General features: G+C 57.3%; 12 protein-coding genes. 4 read left to right on the forward strand and 8 right to left on the reverse strand.

The features are described from left to right. Positions 1-232 precede the first annotated feature (232 nt). The gene (gene rnhA / locus ACIPF8_RS19230) at positions 233-667 is read right to left on the reverse strand and encodes a ribonuclease HI (RefSeq protein WP_061533885.1); all 435 of its coding nucleotides are present in this window, start codon (positions 665-667) and stop codon (positions 233-235) included. A 117-nt stretch (positions 668-784) separates the two neighbouring features. Then, complete coding sequence (locus ACIPF8_RS19235; RefSeq protein WP_400424034.1) at positions 785-1,573, reverse strand: class I SAM-dependent methyltransferase; 789 nt, start codon at positions 1,571-1,573, stop codon at positions 785-787. Here ACIPF8_RS19235 and gloB point away from each other — a divergent pair. The 3 genes from gloB (at position 1,572) to fabI (ending at position 5,170) form a co-directional block, all read left to right on the forward strand. Continuing rightward, complete coding sequence (gloB, locus tag ACIPF8_RS19240; protein ID WP_400424036.1) at positions 1,572-2,390, forward strand: hydroxyacylglutathione hydrolase; 819 nt, start codon at positions 1,572-1,574, stop codon at positions 2,388-2,390. The genes ACIPF8_RS19235 and gloB overlap by 2 nt on opposite strands. Positions 2,391-2,603: 213 nt before the next feature. Next, positions 2,604-4,118, forward strand: a complete 1,515-nt coding sequence (locus tag ACIPF8_RS19245) for a transglycosylase SLT domain-containing protein (RefSeq protein ID WP_400424038.1) — start codon at positions 2,604-2,606, stop codon at positions 4,116-4,118. A gap of 269 nt (positions 4,119-4,387) precedes the next feature. Further along, on the forward strand, positions 4,388-5,170 hold the full coding sequence (gene fabI, locus ACIPF8_RS19250) for an enoyl-ACP reductase FabI (protein ID WP_400424040.1): 783 nt from the start codon (positions 4,388-4,390) through the stop codon (positions 5,168-5,170). 102 nt (positions 5,171-5,272) lie between these two features. Here fabI and ACIPF8_RS19255 read toward each other — a convergent pair whose 3' ends face one another. Next, on the reverse strand, positions 5,273-5,782 hold the full coding sequence (locus ACIPF8_RS19255; RefSeq protein ID WP_400424042.1) for an OmpA family protein: 510 nt from the start codon (positions 5,780-5,782) through the stop codon (positions 5,273-5,275). Positions 5,783-6,253: 471 nt separating this feature from the next. Between ACIPF8_RS19255 and ACIPF8_RS19260 the strand changes: the two genes are divergently transcribed. Then, complete coding sequence (locus tag ACIPF8_RS19260; protein ID WP_400424044.1) at positions 6,254-7,654, forward strand: DEAD/DEAH box helicase; 1,401 nt, start codon at positions 6,254-6,256, stop codon at positions 7,652-7,654. A gap of 153 nt (positions 7,655-7,807) precedes the next feature. Here the strand turns inward: ACIPF8_RS19260 and ACIPF8_RS19265 are convergent, their stop codons facing one another. The 5 genes from ACIPF8_RS19265 to ACIPF8_RS19285 all read right to left on the reverse strand — a co-directional run bounded on the left by ACIPF8_RS19265 (position 7,808) and on the right by ACIPF8_RS19285 (position 12,309). Then, positions 7,808-8,668: an EamA family transporter gene (locus ACIPF8_RS19265; RefSeq protein ID WP_400424045.1), complete on the reverse strand. Its 861-nt coding sequence runs from the start codon at positions 8,666-8,668 to the stop codon at positions 7,808-7,810. Between the two features lie 196 nt (positions 8,669-8,864). Next, positions 8,865-9,995 carry a betaine/proline/choline family ABC transporter ATP-binding protein gene (locus ACIPF8_RS19270; protein ID WP_400424047.1) on the reverse strand — a complete coding sequence of 377 codons (1,131 nt, stop codon included), beginning with the start codon at positions 9,993-9,995 and terminating at the stop codon, positions 8,865-8,867. Then, positions 9,992-10,645: an ABC transporter permease gene (locus ACIPF8_RS19275; protein ID WP_400424049.1), complete on the reverse strand. Its 654-nt coding sequence runs from the start codon at positions 10,643-10,645 to the stop codon at positions 9,992-9,994. Before ACIPF8_RS19275 ends, ACIPF8_RS19270 begins: the two co-directional genes overlap by 4 nt. Positions 10,646-10,658: 13 nt before the next feature. Continuing rightward, positions 10,659-11,564 (reverse strand): glycine betaine ABC transporter substrate-binding protein, encoded by a 906-nt coding sequence (locus tag ACIPF8_RS19280; RefSeq protein WP_400424051.1) that lies wholly within the window; start codon positions 11,562-11,564, stop codon positions 10,659-10,661. Between the two features lie 28 nt (positions 11,565-11,592). After that, entirely contained in the window at positions 11,593-12,309 is a 717-nt protein-coding gene (locus tag ACIPF8_RS19285; protein WP_400424053.1) for an ABC transporter permease, read from the reverse strand. Positions 12,310-12,426: the final 117 nt, after the last annotated feature.

A 12,426-nucleotide genomic window follows, 5' to 3' on the forward strand; every position in this document is an offset into this window, starting at 1 on the left:
CTGCCTTTCAGGCAGCACTGTTCATCATCACTGTTGAAATAGGTACGTTGTTCTACGACGTTCGGCTGCTTCTTGAGGGGATAGTGAAATACTTTCCCCGGTAGGATTGCGGCGCGAGTCCCTATCAACCTTGGCCAAGGCCGAAAGATTCACTCCGCGGATCGGTTTTCATGCGAATTGAAAAATCGAACTACAGCAAATCGAAGTGGCCGCAATCAAGCGGCAAGCAGCTTTACAAAACGGTTGTCACACCCCGGTTGGCGAGCTGGTCGGCGCGTTCGTTGCCGACGTGGCCGGCGTGACCCTTGACCCAACGCCATTCAATCTTGTGCTGCGCCTGGGCGGCATCGAGCGCTTGCCACAGGTCGACATTCTTTACCGGTTCACGCGCTGCGGTTTTCCAGCCGCGCGCCTTCCAGCCGTGTATCCATTCGCTGATACCCTTTTGCACGTACTGGCTGTCGGTGAACACAGTGACTTCACATGGCCGGGTCAACGCGGTCAGCGCCTCGATCACCGCTTTCAACTCCATCCGGTTGTTGGTCGTATTGCGTTCGCCGCCGAACATTTCTTTTTCCTTACCATCGGCGACCAATAACGCACCCCAGCCGCCAGTGCCGGGATTGCCCTTGCATGCGCCATCGGCAAATATTTCCACTTTACTCATGCTTGTAAGACTCGCTTTCGCTACTGAATTGATATGACCGACCTGGCACGATTTGCCGGCCGGCAGGCTAAATTATAAGTCCCAGGAAAGCCGCGCTGTTCCCGGCTACGTTGCCGATTACGGCTCCACTTCCTTATGGTCCGCCTTGTGAATCTTGTTGGTGGCTGGCACACCGCGCCCGGCCTTGATGACCTGCTTGCTGAATGCCGGGCCGACCAGATGCATGCCTTTGACGCGCTTGATTGCCTGCACCATATACACGGCACCGAAATACGGCCACCAGCGGTTGCCGGCTTTTTCCATGAAGGCAAAGCGGTGCAACCATTTGCTGCTGGTAAAAGGCGGAGCATAACAGCCGAAGTGGCCGCGATTGACTTCCATGTTGAGCAACTTCAACCAATCCTTCAAACGCAGCAAACTGATGAACTCGGCATTCTGCGGCAGGAAATGCACACCGGACATGCGCCCCGCCGTTTGCCGGATACCCCACAGGCTGGCCGGGTTGAAGCCGCAAATGATGACCTGGCCTTCCGGAATCAGCACGCGTTCGACTTCGCGCAATATCTGGTGAGGCTCCGCCGCGAATTCAAGCACGTGCGGCAATACCACCAGATCCAGGCTCTGCGAGGCAAACGGCAGTTCTGCAAAATCATGAGTTACCACCACGCTGGTTTGCGCGTCGCCGGCGTCCGGCACGCGGCTGTCGGTCAGCCATTTGTGGCGCATGCGATTTGCCTGCAGCGCCTTTATCTGCGGCACGCCGATCTGCATTGCATGAAAGCCGAATATATCGGCGGTCATCGCGTCCAGGCGCGCCTGCTCCCACTCCAGCATATAACTGCCGGTGGGCGTCTGCAGCCAAGGGCCGAGCGCTATAATGGACTTTTGCGATGACGGATATTCCATGCCTGCCTTAATAGATAAATCACTGGGTCAATCATTCAATACATCGCTGAACGTATTGGCGGTGCCGGCATTTAACGACAACTATCTCTGGCTGATCCATGACGGCGTCCACGCAGCGGTAGTCGATCCCGGCGATGCCCAGCCGATCCTGGCTGCGCTCGATGCCCATGGCCTGATACTTGTCGCTATTTTACTGACACATCACCATGCTGACCATGCAGGCGGCGTACAAACTTTACTGCAGCACTTCAAGGTGCCGGTATTCGGCCCTGCCGGCGAAGCCATCGCCGGCGTCGACAGGCCTCTGCGCGAAGGCGACCGCGCCAGCATTCCGCAACTTGGGCTGACACTCTCCGTACTCGAAGTCCCCGGGCACACCAGCGGCCATATCGCGTATGTCGCGCCGGAGCAGCACTGGCTGTTTTGCGGCGATACGCTGTTTGCCGGCGGTTGCGGCCGCCTGTTCGAAGGAACGCCGCAACAGATGGTCAATTCGCTGGCGAAACTGAGCCAGTTGCCGGATGACACCCTGGTCTACTGCGCCCACGAATACACCATGTCGAACCTGCGCTTTGCACTGGCGGTTGAACCCGGCAATCCGGCCCTGGTCGAGCGCATCGCCACCGAACAGGCCAAGCGTGATCGCCAGCAACCGACGGTGCCTTCCACCATCGGCCTGGAAAATGCCACCAATCCGTTCCTGCGTTACCGTGAACCGGCTATTGTTGCCTCCCTGCATGCAGCTGGCCGCCTGCAACAAGCCGATCCGGTCGCCGCATTCGCTGCGCTGCGGGAATGGAAAAACAACTTCAAGTGATGCCGAGGGTCAACAACTGGCAATGACGGCTGATTGTAAATGGTCGTCAGATAGCCTGCGCATATCGATTTATTGAAAGTAATATCCAATAAATCAAACACTTACCCCTTGTAATAGTGCAATTTCCGCTTGACGCGGGAAAACTGCGTTACGTACACTGCGTCTATTCCTTTATTACCGGTTTATGACAATCCGGTCACGCAAATCGAACCCATGTATCAGCTAAAACTCAAGACATTAGCCATTGCCGCGCTCGCTTTTTTCGGCACCCCGCTCTTGGCCCAGGCCAACGACATTACGATGTACACCCCCACTTTCAGCTTGATTGACCCGAACGACCCCAGTGCCGGCATGATCGGCATGGAGCAGGTCGATATCTGGGCGCGCATCCGCAAGGGCTTCGGCATCCCGGACCTGGACAACGCGCAGGTGGTCAGCCAGACCGAATTTTATAGCGCCCGCCCGGAGTATTTCGAACGCACCACGGTGCGTGCTTCGCGCTATTTGTTTCACGTAGTGCAAGAGTTGGAAAAACGCGGCATGCCGACCGAACTGGCGTTGCTGCCATTCATCGAATCTGCGTTCAATCCGCAAGCCCTGTCCAGCGCCAAGGCCGCCGGCATGTGGCAGTTCGTACCATCGACCGGGCGCGACTTCAACCTCAAGCAAAACATGTTCAAGGATGAGCGCCGCGATGTCCTGGCCTCAACCGATGCTGCGTTGACTTACTTGCAAAAACTGTATGGCATGTTTGGCGACTGGCAGCTGGCGCTGGCAGCCTACAACTGGGGCGAAGGTTCGGTACAGCGCGCCATCAACAAGAACCAGGCCGCCGGCCTGCCGATCGACTTCAACAGCCTGGCGCCGCTGATGCCGGCAGAAACCCGTAATTACGTGCCGAAGTTGCAGGCGGTCAAAAACATCATCGCCGCGCCGGACATGTACAACATTGCGTTGCCGAAAGTGGACAACCAGCCGTACTTCGTCACGATCGGCAAGACCCGCGATATCGACGTCAAGGTTGCCGCCCAACTGGCCGAATTGTCGCTCGACGAATTCAAGGCCCTGAACCCGCAATTCAACCGTCCGGTCATCATCGGCAGCGCCGACACCAAGATCCTGCTGCCGGAAAGCAACGCGGAAAAATTCAAGAACAACCTGACCAAATGGACGCAGACGCTGTCGTCCTGGACCTCGCACACCGTCAGCGGCGCGCGTGAACGGATCGAAACGATTGCCGCCAGGTTCGGCACAACACCGGCTGTCATCCGTGAAGTCAACCACATCCCGCCAAAAATGCTGCTCAAGGCCGGCTCCACCATCCTGGTGCCGAAAACCGAAGAAGCCAATAGCGATATCACTGCAGAAGTGGCCGACAACGCAACCATGGCGGTCACCCCGGACGCACCTGAAACCCGCCGCATCTACGTCAAGGTCGGCAAGCGCGACACGCTGGCGTCGATTGCTGCGCGCTACCGGGTCAGCGTGTCGCAGGTCAAGGCATGGAACGGCTTGCGCCACGACGGCATCAGCCACGGCCAGAGCCTGCAACTGCAGGTACCTAATCGCATGGTGGCATCCAGCTCCGGCGCCAAATCCGGCCATAACGTCCGTTACCACAAAGCCACCGCAACGGCCAGCCGCAACACTGGCAACAAAACCAAGGTGGCAGCCAAGAAAAGTAGCCGCCCAGTGGTCCTGGCCTCATCCAGAGGCTCGCACAACTAAGGTCTTTGGGGCCTTGCTGCAAAAATCTGGCGTGATGAATATATAGTTTGATGGCGCCGCTCTGCCGGCGCCATCAAACAGCAGCAAAATCACCGCAATATCAAAAAGACATGGTTGGCATAAAATCAGCCTAGTTGCCCTCGCCGCGGCGAACCCCTACAATCTTGCCCTGTTCAATAAGAACTTCAAGCAGAACATCCGGTGCAAAAACATCGCACCAGCAACCCTCGCCGCCTGCAACACATACGGCGCGCACATCTGGAGTCAATATGGCATTCCTGCAAGGCAAAAAAATTCTGATCACCGGCTTGCTGTCCAACCGCTCGATCGCCTACGGCATCGCCCAGGCTTGCAAGCGCGAAGGCGCGGAGCTGGCCTTTACGTATGTCGGTGAGCGCTTCAAGGAACGCATTACCAATTTTGCAAAAGAGTTCGATAGCGAACTGATTTTCGATTGCGACGTCGGCAGCGACGAACAAATCAATGCGCTTTTCGCCGACCTCGGCAAGTCCTGGGATCACCTGGACGGCCTGGTGCACGCGATCGGCTTCGCACCGAGCGAAGCGATTGCCGGCGATTTCCTGGATGGCTTGTCGCGCGAAGGTTTCAAGATCGCCCATGACATCTCCGCCTACAGCTTCCCGGCAATGGCCAAGGCTGCGTTGCCGCTGCTGCGCCAAAATTCGGCGTTACTGACCCTGACTTACCTCGGCTCGGAACGCGTGGTGCCGAACTACAACACAATGGGCTTGGCCAAGGCATCGCTGGAAGCCAGCGTGCGCTACCTGGCTGGCTCGCTCGGCCCCAAGGGCGTGCGCGTCAACGGCATTTCGGCCGGTCCGATCAAGACCCTGGCCGCCAGCGGAATCAAGGGTTTTGGCAAGATCCTCGGCTTCGTCGCCGAACATGCGCCGCTGCGCCGTAACGTGACAGTGGAAGATGTCGGCAATGCCGCGGCTTTCCTGCTGTCGGACCTGTCGAGTGGCATTACCGGTGAAATCACCTATGTCGATGGCGGTTTCTCGCACGTTGTCGGCGGCATCGCCGAGTAAATCGGCTTTCATGTACCCACATACGGCCAGAAATTCTGGCCGAAAAAAAGCCCGGCACTGCGTCCGGGCTTTTTTATTGCTGTCGCCAGCCGTATTTGCCAGTTACTGGTGAACCGTTACCTCGACCCGGCGCGCGTCAGCGTCAGTACCACCTAGCGAAACCTGCGGCTTGTCGAGCGTCACTTGCGTTTCCGCTACGCCGGCAACAATCAGCAAGGCACGCACCGACTTGGCGCGCTCCTTCGATACCTCGTCGTTCACATCGGCATTGCCGCTGGCATCGTGGTAACCGGAAACTGCGACTGTGGCGGCCGGATGCGCTTTCAGGAAAACCACCACTGTCGCCACATCGGCAGCAGCGCTGGCCGGCACGTCGGATTTGCCAACTTCAAAGAAAATCTTGACTGCAGGCGGCGCAATTGATTGCACCACGACAGCCTGGGAAACAACCGCTTCCTGCACCGCTGGCGTCGCCGCCGCAGGCTGCTTGGCGCCCTTGCCTGCCGTAATGCCGAAATAACCCGCCAAGAACAGCACGGCGATCACCACCACGCCGACAATGGCCCAAACGATGCCTAGAGCTGCCTTTTGTTCGCCGTCGTTATTATCCATACACCCCTCCTGTTGTTGAATAGCAAATATTAATTGTATCCGAATCCTTGGCAGTCTCGAATGCTGCACCAACAAACAACGCCCACACGGCAATCTGCAAAGCTATTTGCATGAAGCTGGTGCATCAAATGCAAAACTGATGTATTATTCTGTGCTGCGTTGCAATAACGAACGCAGACAGCGAATTAGCGGATACCGATCATATCGATTTCCATGGTTGCTGTAAAAAACAATAAGTAGCTGCGCAAGCCTAAGCATGTCCTGGCCTCAAATTGGGACATTGCATTGTAAAAGCCCTCCCGCCTTGTGTGTCGATCCTGACACCGTCCCGGCGCAAAGCTTTTGTGCCGAAATTTCTTTGTATTTGTTTCTTAGTCATTTCGTTGGTTGGCGTTGCTTTTTTGCGTTCACTGCATTTGTCGCATGACGACTATTTGCAGTATATGACGCTGCACTTTACGAAAGAAAATAATGACTTTTGAATCACTAGGCCTCCACGCGTCCATCATCAAAGCACTGACTGACGCAGGCTACACAAAACCGACAGGCGTACAAGAACAAGCTATCCCTGCAGCCATCGAAGGCCGCGACCTGCTGGTTTCCTCGCAAACCGGTTCCGGCAAGACCGCAGCATTCATGCTGCCGGCGCTGCACAAATTCGCTTCCGAGCAGCCCGTTGCTGCCGCCAGCAAGACGCCTAACCAAGAAATGCAGGCTTCCCGCGCACGCGGTGAGCGTCCACGCTTCAAGCCTGCACAACCGAAGATGCTGGTATTGACTCCTACCCGCGAGCTGGCCCTGCAAGTTACTACTGCTACCGACAAATACGGTTCGCAAATGAAGCGCATCAAGGCGATCTCGATCCTGGGCGGCATGCCTTACCCTAAGCAAATGCAATTGCTGTCGAAGAATCCTGAAATCCTGGTTGCTACTCCTGGCCGTTTGATCGACCACATGGAATCGGGCAAGATCGATTTCTCGCAACTGCAAATCCTGGTGCTCGACGAAGCTGACCGCATGCTCGACATGGGTTTCATCGACGACATCGAAAAGATCGTTGACGCGACACCTGAAACACGTCAAACCATGCTGTTCTCGGCGACGCTGGATGGCGTTGTCGGCAACATGGCAAAGCGCATCACCAAGAACCCGATGATCATTCAGATCGCCGGTTCGGCCACCAAGCACGAAAACATTCAACAGAAGGTTCACTTCGTCGACGACCTGTCGCACAAGAATCGCCTGCTGGATCACCTGCTGCGCGACGTCACCATGGACCAAGCGGTTGTATTTACCGCCACCAAGCGTGACGCCGACACCATCGCTGACCGTCTGAACATCGCCGGTTTCGCTGCTGCTGCTTTGCATGGCGACATGCATCAAGGCGCGCGTAACCGTACCCTGGACAGCCTGCGTCGCGGTCAAGTCCGTGTTCTGGTTGCTACCGACGTTGCCGCTCGCGGTATCGACGTTCCTGCGATCACCCACGTATTCAACTACGATCTGCCGAAATTCCCGGAAGACTACGTCCACCGTATCGGTCGTACCGGTCGTGCCGGCCGTAACGGCGTTGCTGTCTCGCTGGTAAACCACGCTGAAGGCGTCAACGTCAAGCGTATCGAACGCTTCACCAAGCAATTGATCCCGGTCGATGTGGTTGAAGGCTTCGAACCAAAGCGTACAGCTTCGGCGCCACGTTCGAACCACAAACCAGGTGGCTGGAAACCAGGCGACAACCGCGGCGGCGCAAAGCCGGCCGGCCGTACTTTCAGCAAGCCAGGTGCAGCACCACGCAAAGAAGGCGGCGGCGGTGGCTACAAGGGCAACCGTTCCAACGACAGCGGCGCACGTCGCTCGTTTGGCGACCGCTAAGCAAACCGGGCGCTCTGCATGAGCGCCACGCAATAAACAAAAAGGCCGCTGGAAATTTCCAGCGGCCTTTTTCATTGGGCTGCCCCGTTCTGAACAGCGCACACGGTTTCACTCATGCGGCCCTCATCGACAGGCTTAGTTTAATAAAGCCGGCTACGCAGCCCATCCCAGCATCACCGCACCAGCAGCGATCACCGAACATGACAGCAACCTGCGTACAGTCAGCGCCTCGCCCAGGAACATGCGGGCAATCAATGCAGCAAATAACACTGAAGTCTCGCGCAACGCAGATACCGGTCCCATCGGCGCCAAAGTAATCGCCCAGATCACAATTCCATAGGCAAGCAGGGACATCGCCCCGCCGCCCAAGGCATTCCACGTCGCTCGTTCACGCAAGGAAATCCGCAAGCGTCCATGCAACGACGAGTAAATCACCAGCAACGGTACGCCATCGAGTAAAAACATCCAGCCGGAATACGCCCCCGCACTACCGGCCAAGCGCGAGCCGAGGCCGTCGACAATGGTATAGCCGGCGATGAATACGCCAGTGGTGAAGGCTGACAGCGGCGCATCCCAGCTACGCACGCCGCCCACACCCTTGCTTTTGCCAAAACTGATCTGCGCCAGGCTGATGATGCCGGCAGAAATCAGGGCAACCCCGGCCAGCGTCAATGTGCCCAGTTGTTCGCCAGCGAACAGGGCCGCTCCCATCGAGACCAGCAACGGCGAAGAGCCACGTGCAATCGGATAGGATTGACCGAAATCGCCAACGCGATAAGCGCGAACCAGGAACAGGTTGTAGCCGGCATGCAGCACCACCGACATCAGGATATAGGGCCAACTGGCGGCCGCCGGAAGCGGCGCCCAGATGACGATCGGGATCGCGGCGACAGCCGAGCCGATGGTCATCAATGTGATGGCCCATAAGCGATCGCCACTGCTTTTCAGCATCGCGTTCCAGGACGCGTGCAGCAATGCCGCGCACAACACCAAAGCAATCACGCCAGCCGTCATGCGACAGCTCTCTGGTACCGCCTTGGGTGCTCAATCATAAATATACGGTCAATATTGCTTCTGGAAAACCGTATATTGTAGAGCAATGTGCTTATGCCGGTGCGAGGCTGCAGAGAAGCAGCTTCGTAGGCGGGAAGCATTACTCACGTATTGCCGCAGCCTGCGCCAGCGGCAAATCACCCGTCAAACGCAAGTATTACGCGCCCACCCTACTGCGCGTGCGGCCGGAGCTCAGGTAATCGGCAATCGAATCCTGCGTGACTTCGCCCAGATAACTTTCATCCTGGTCGATCACCGGCATCCAGCTGGTGCTGTGCTTGTACATTTTCGACAGCACCACGCGCAGGTTTTCATCCGGCGCCGCGCTGACAGTGAACGGCCGCAGCTTCTCGACGCACGTGCCCTGCGCGCCACGCGCATCGCGTCGCGCTACATAACCCAACGCGCGATTATCGGCATCGGTGACCGTGACGTAGCGGTAGTCGTTTTCATCCATCACGCCATACGCCGCCGCCAGGCTCACGTCTTCCTGTACGGTTGTCGAATTGGCCGCCGCATCGCCGGCACGCACCAGCAACAAGCGCTTCAAGGTCGCATCCTGGCCGACGAATGAACCGACGAACTCATCCTTTGGACGCGCCAGCAAGGTATCGGGATGATCCACCTGCACCAGCTTGCCGGCACGGAAGATCGCGATCTTGTCGCCCAGCTTGATCGCTTCGTCGATGTCGTGGCTGACCATGATGACGGTCTTGTTGAGGGCCCGTTGCATCTGGAAGAATTCATTCTGGATCGATTCACGATTGATCGGATCGACCGCGCCGAACGGTTCATCCATCAGCAGTACCGGCGGATCTGCCGCCAGTGCGCGGATCACGCCGATACGTTGTTGCTGGCCGCCGGACATCTCGCGCGGATAGCGGCTCAGGAAGCGCTTCGGATCGAGCGCCACCATCGCCATCAATTCGGTAGCGCGCTCATGGCAACGTTTCTTGTCCCAACCGAGCAAGCGCGGCACCACGGTGATGTTTTCTTCGATGGTCATGTTGGGAAACAGGCCCACTTGCTGAATCACATAGCCGATTTTCCGGCGCAGTGTAACTTCGTCGATGCCGGTGGTGTCTTCACCGTTGAGCAATACGCGGCCGGAGGTCGGGGCGATCAGGCGGTTGATCATTTTCAGGGTAGTCGTCTTGCCGCAACCGGAAGGCCCGAGGAACACGCAGATTTCGCCTTCGGCAACCGTCAGGTCGACGCCATCCACCGCCTTTACTTTGCTGCCGTCTTTTTGGGTGAATACTTTACTGAGTTGGTCGAGTTGAATCATGATTTTTGCATTCCTTTCGGTGTAAGCAGTCGTTGCAGCCATTGCAGCAGCACGTCGGCGGCAATCGCCAACACACTGATCAAGACCGCACCAACCACTAGTTTTTGCAGGTTACTTTGGCTGATCGCGTGCAAGATCAACACGCCCAGACCGCCAGCGCCGATAATTGCCGCTACGGCCATCACCCCAATGTTCATTACCACGGCGGTACGGACACCGCCCAATATCACCGGCACCGATAGCGGCAGATCGACCAGGCGCAGTCGCTGCCAGAAGGTCATGCCGATGCCGATGCCGGCTTCCTTGATCCCGCTCTCGATGCCATCCAGCGCAAGATAGGTATTGCGCATGATCGGCAGCAGTGAGTACAGGAATACCGCGGTAATCGCCGGTAATGGCCCGAGCCCTTGGCCGAAGCGCGAGAACAGCGGGATCATCAAGCCGAACAAGGCGATTGACGGCAGCGTCAGGATCACTGTCGCCAAACCCATCATCGGACCGGCCAGCCAGCGATGCCGGACCATGACGATGCCCAGCGGTACGCCGATCAAAATGGCCAGGCCGACCGCAATCCCGACCAACATCAGATGCTGCACGGTCAGATGCAGGATTTCAGGCCACGCGCTCAACAGATAGTTATAAAGTGTCATTCCGCTCCCCCTCTCACAGCAAGCCTTCGGCCCGCAGGAAATCGGCGGCAACCTGCGCGATCGGCTGCTGATCGATGTCGACCTTCTTGTTCATCTCAGCCATCTTGGCGGTATCGATCTTGGCCGACAGCGCATTCAACTGCTCCGCAAGTTGTGGATTCGCTTCGAGGACTTCTTTACGCACCACCGGCGTCGCACTGTAGAACGGGAAGAAATGCTTGCTGTCTTCGAGCAGCTTGAGATTGAAGCCCTGGATCCGGCCATCGGAGGAATAAGTCAGTCCGACATTCAATTGATCGTTGTGCAAGGCGGTGTAAACCAGCCCCGAATCCATTTGCTTGATTTCACTGCGGTCAAGCGTAAAACCGTACAACGCCATCAGCGGCTCCAGGCCATCCGGACGGGACGCAAACTCAAAATCGACTCCCATCGGGTATTTTTGCGGCGGATTCTGCTGGTGCGCCTGGTTGATCTTGTTGGCCAGGTCTTCGATCGTGTTCAAGCCATCTTCGTCTGCGCGCTTTTGCGGCACCGCCAGTGCATAGGTGTTGTTCAGCGCCGACGGATTGAGCCAGATCAGATTGCGCGCAGCGTCCAGTTCCTTGACTCGTTGGTACGACTCATCCATGTCCAGCTTCTCATCGATCTTGTTGTACACGATCAGTGCAGTGCCGGTGTAATCCCAGACGATATCGAGCTGACCGCTTTCCTGCGCCTGGCGCATGATGGTGGTGCCAAGTCCATTCTTGAGATCGACGGTGTAACCCTTGGCGCTCAAATATTGCGCGGTCATCGAGGACAGGATCAGTTGTTCAGTGAAGTTCTTGCCGCCGACGACCAGGTTGGTCGCTCCGGCCTGCGCCGTGCCCAGCAAGCCGACTGCAAAAGCCAATATCGCGGCGATACGTAAATTTTTCATGCATGTTCTCCTTCGAGGAAGATGGATATCAGCGCAGCAGGCCACGTTTGCTCAGGTAAGCATTGCTGCCCAACGAGACGATCGCGTCCAACGCCAATGCCAGCACTGCGGTGGCAGTAGCACCGAGCAGCAGCAGATCCTGGTTGTTCAGATAGATGCCGGGGAAGATCAGGCCGCCCAGGCTTTCGCCGCCGATCAGGACGGCCAGCGGCGCCGTGCCGACATTGATCGCCAATGCAGTGCGCACGCCGCCGACAATGATCGGCAAGGCGTTCGGCAACTCGACCCGGAACAGCACCTGCAATGGCTTCAAGCCAATGCCTTTGGCCGCCTCTTTCATCGATGGCGACACCTGCTTCAAACCTTCATAGGTATTGCGCACGATCGGCAGCAGCGACGCCAGCCACAAAGCGATGATGGCCGGCTTGTCGCCGATGCCGAACAAGGCCAGCGCCAGCGCCAGCACTGCCATCGAGGGAATGGTGTTGCCGATGTTGAAGAGTTGCATCCACTTTTCGGCATGCCGGGTGAAATACGGCCGGCTTAGCAGGATGCCGGCAGGAATGCCGCACAGCAGCGCCAGTAGCATCGACCAGCCGACCAGGTACAAATGGCGTTCGGTGTAATAAATCAGGTCGCCCTGATAGCGATGGATGACCGCCGGGCCAATCGACCAGCCAATTGCGACAACGACCAGAATGGTAATGGCTGCGCCGACGATGGCGTTGCGATAGCGATTCGTCATGCTTACTCCCTCTTGTTCCATAAGCATCGGCGGCAAGACACAGGAAGCAAATCACAGGCGCACGAATGCCTGCGATGACGCAACCGACTGCTTTGCCGATGCAAATTGAATGACCGC

Origin of the sequence: Collimonas sp. NPDC087041 (genome assembly GCF_044745265.1) — a bacterium.
Classification (GTDB): domain Bacteria; phylum Pseudomonadota; class Gammaproteobacteria; order Burkholderiales; family Burkholderiaceae_D; genus Collimonas.

Coding starts and splice junctions, on each gene's coding strand:
- rnhA (WP_061533885.1), bottom strand. CDS start 667: ATGAGTAAAGTGGAAATATTTGCCGATGGCGCATGCAAGGGCAATCCC.
- gloB (WP_400424036.1), top strand. CDS start 1,572: ATGCCTGCCTTAATAGATAAATCACTGGGTCAATCATTCAATACATCG.
- ACIPF8_RS19235 (WP_400424034.1), bottom strand. CDS start 1,573: ATGGAATATCCGTCATCGCAAAAGTCCATTATAGCGCTCGGCCCTTGG.
- ACIPF8_RS19245 (WP_400424038.1), top strand. CDS start 2,604: ATGTATCAGCTAAAACTCAAGACATTAGCCATTGCCGCGCTCGCTTTT.
- fabI (WP_400424040.1), top strand. CDS start 4,388: ATGGCATTCCTGCAAGGCAAAAAAATTCTGATCACCGGCTTGCTGTCC.
- ACIPF8_RS19255 (WP_400424042.1), bottom strand. CDS start 5,782: ATGGATAATAACGACGGCGAACAAAAGGCAGCTCTAGGCATCGTTTGG.
- ACIPF8_RS19260 (WP_400424044.1), top strand. CDS start 6,254: ATGACTTTTGAATCACTAGGCCTCCACGCGTCCATCATCAAAGCACTG.
- ACIPF8_RS19265 (WP_400424045.1), bottom strand. CDS start 8,668: ATGACGGCTGGCGTGATTGCTTTGGTGTTGTGCGCGGCATTGCTGCAC.
- ACIPF8_RS19270 (WP_400424047.1), bottom strand. CDS start 9,995: ATGATTCAACTCGACCAACTCAGTAAAGTATTCACCCAAAAAGACGGC.
- ACIPF8_RS19275 (WP_400424049.1), bottom strand. CDS start 10,645: ATGACACTTTATAACTATCTGTTGAGCGCGTGGCCTGAAATCCTGCAT.
- ACIPF8_RS19280 (WP_400424051.1), bottom strand. CDS start 11,564: ATGAAAAATTTACGTATCGCCGCGATATTGGCTTTTGCAGTCGGCTTG.
- ACIPF8_RS19285 (WP_400424053.1), bottom strand. CDS start 12,309: ATGACGAATCGCTATCGCAACGCCATCGTCGGCGCAGCCATTACCATT.